This window comes from Methanosphaera sp. A6, from assembly GCF_001729395.1.
Classification (GTDB): Archaea; Methanobacteriota; Methanobacteria; order Methanobacteriales; family Methanobacteriaceae; genus Methanosphaera; species Methanosphaera stadtmanae.
In genome coordinates, this window is the sequence record NZ_MAIF01000005.1 from 1 (window position 1) to 2,784 (window position 2,784).

The window sequence follows — 2,784 nt, forward strand, 5'->3', positions numbered from 1 at the left end:
ATCTACTTTATATTAATTATATAAATATATTATTTTCTATTTAACATGATATATTAACTTTAGAAATATTACTAAAAGAAGTCAACACATTTAACTAAATATAACTTTAACTATATGAAAAAAGAATTATTCTTGATATGAAAATAAGTTTAATAGAAACTTCATATCATACTAGGATATTCTATATATTATTCATAGATAAAACTCTTTTTTTAAAAAAAAATCATACTATTTAAATAGTTTAATAAATATAAATTAATTCATATAAATTTATTTAGAATAAAATTTATTATAAAAAAAATAATGGAAGTTATAATATGACAAAGAAAAATATTCTACATATTTTTCTAATATCATTACTCATACTACTTAGCTTGTCTATTGTCAATGCAACAGAAACAAACACTCAAACTAAAAACATGGAAACACATACTATTACAACACAAGAGAGTCCCATTCAACAAAGTACAGATGATATACAATCACAACAGATAAATAACCCTAAGATAAAAAAAACCATTGAAACAACATCTAATCAACTAACAGAAACTTCAAAAAATAATCATTCCACAAAAAATCTTAAAAGCAAAAACAGTTATATAATAAACAATACAAACTACGATGACTACTTTGATGAAGATGGATTTGTACTAGATAATACATTATCCCATTCAACAGTAACATTAACTGGAGAATTCAAAAATAAGACATTCTACATAGACACAGTACCATTCAATATAACAGGAAAAAATGCTCTACTACATGATTCAACAATTAATATACAACTACCATCAATAAAAATCAGTAACATAACATTTAACAACACAAATAAAAACAGTGCAATAGTTATAGAAAAAGAAAATACAATAATAGAAAATTGTAACATAACATACAATACAACAAACGATGTTAAAGCAATATACATAACAGGTAACAATTCAACTATAATAAATAACAATATACATGTTGGAGGACCATCAGATGAAATTGACTGGTACTCTGATCCAGATCTTGCAAGAACACTATCCATAGCAATAACATCAAACAACAATAAAGTACTCTACAATAACATAACAACATATTCTACAATATCAAAAATACCTTATGGAGCAATAGAATCAATAACAATACAAGGAGCCATACATGGAGATAAGGCAGAAAATAACACTGTTGAATATAACAATATAATAACAACAGGACATGATTATGTATATGGAATTAATTTAGGTCAGAATATTAACAATAATAAAATAAATTACAACAACATTACAAGTCATGGATTAGCATTTGCTGATAGTATTCAAATATTTTCTGCAGCAAGTAACATTCAAATTACATACAACAACATAAGTAGTATTTCACAAAATATATCTGATGGAATTGCAATTTCAAAGGATAATATGGTGGGTGAAACTAGAAATAATACCATACTATTTAATAGAATAGAAGTAGATGGAAATTATTCAACAGCAATGGATATTGGAAATATTAAAGATTCACAAATAAATCATAATAAAATAAGTATAACAGGACAAAATATCAATGGAATTATAATAATAAATGGAAAAAACAACACAATACATAAAAATAACATAAAATTAAATTCACTAAAAAATGAGGATGTGGGAATACTACTTAAAGAGTCCACAGATAATCAAATAACAACAAATATTATACTAACAAATACAACACATACTATAACACTCCTTGGATCAAATAATAACACAATAGTAAACAATACATTAATATCTAAAAGAAAAGCTGGAGATATTTCTATAAACACGACAAATACCATAAATACATTAGATAATAATAACCACTTTAAAACAAGAATTTTACTTAATAATATAACAACATATAGAGATATGAAAGTAAATCTTACATGTCAAGTACTAGATGAAACTAATAAAACAGTACATGGAGGAAAAGTTGTACTTAAAATAAATGGTAAAACTCTAAAAGATGATAATGGTAATATAATATACTTAAGAGTAGAAAATGGAGTAGCACAATTATCTAACTACACAATACCAGAAAATTGGAGAAAATCAGAATATACATTAACAGCAGTATATGGTGGATATCAACATTATCTATCAAATACAAATAATTCAACAATAACATTACTTAAAGAGAATGTAACACTAACATACACATCTCAAACTACATTCAAATCAAATGAAACAATAAAATTATCAGTAAATGTAACACATGACAATAAAACTGTAAATACAGGACATGTTATATTTAAAATAAATAAAAAAACATTGAAAGATCCATCTGGAAACATAATATATGCAACAGTAGAAAATGGAATAGCTACTATAACATACACTCTACCACCTATGAGTTCAAAGATATATAATCTAACAGTAGTATATGGTGATAGTATATATGAAAGATGTGAATTAAATAGTAAGATTACTATAGTAAATTAAAAAAAAAAATATTTTTGTATTTTTAAGGTTGATTTAAATTTTTTTTAGAATTTTAAAATTTGAGTTTTACCGCTAGTTCAACATCAGATGCTTTCACTGTTTTTCTACCAGAATGCTTTGCAATAGCTACAGCTTCGTCAGCTATAATTTCCCCTAATTCTGTTAATTGTTGGGATAATTCTACTTTTGCATCTTTTGTTGCTCTAGGTGCACCTGCATTTGATAGAATTCTACCAATTGGTGCAATAGGTAAAGTCTCCATAATATCACTCCTATACAAAAATATATTTTTATAGTATTTATATGTATTGTTTTTAGTTGTATATAATTATTAAGTTTTCAATAC

2 protein-coding genes are annotated in these 2,784 nt (G+C 24.6%); one reads left to right on the plus strand and one right to left on the minus strand.

The features are described from left to right. The first annotated feature begins 317 nt into the window (after positions 1-317). Positions 318-2,438 carry an Ig-like domain-containing protein gene (locus tag A9758_RS00155; RefSeq protein ID WP_011406341.1) on the plus strand — a complete coding sequence of 707 codons (2,121 nt, stop codon included), beginning with the start codon at positions 318-320 and terminating at the stop codon, positions 2,436-2,438. Between the two features lie 52 nt (positions 2,439-2,490). Here the strand turns inward: A9758_RS00155 and A9758_RS00160 are convergent, their stop codons facing one another. Continuing rightward, entirely contained in the window at positions 2,491-2,700 is a 210-nt protein-coding gene (locus A9758_RS00160; RefSeq protein WP_011406212.1) for a histone family protein, read from the minus strand. Positions 2,701-2,784 lie beyond the last annotated feature (84 nt).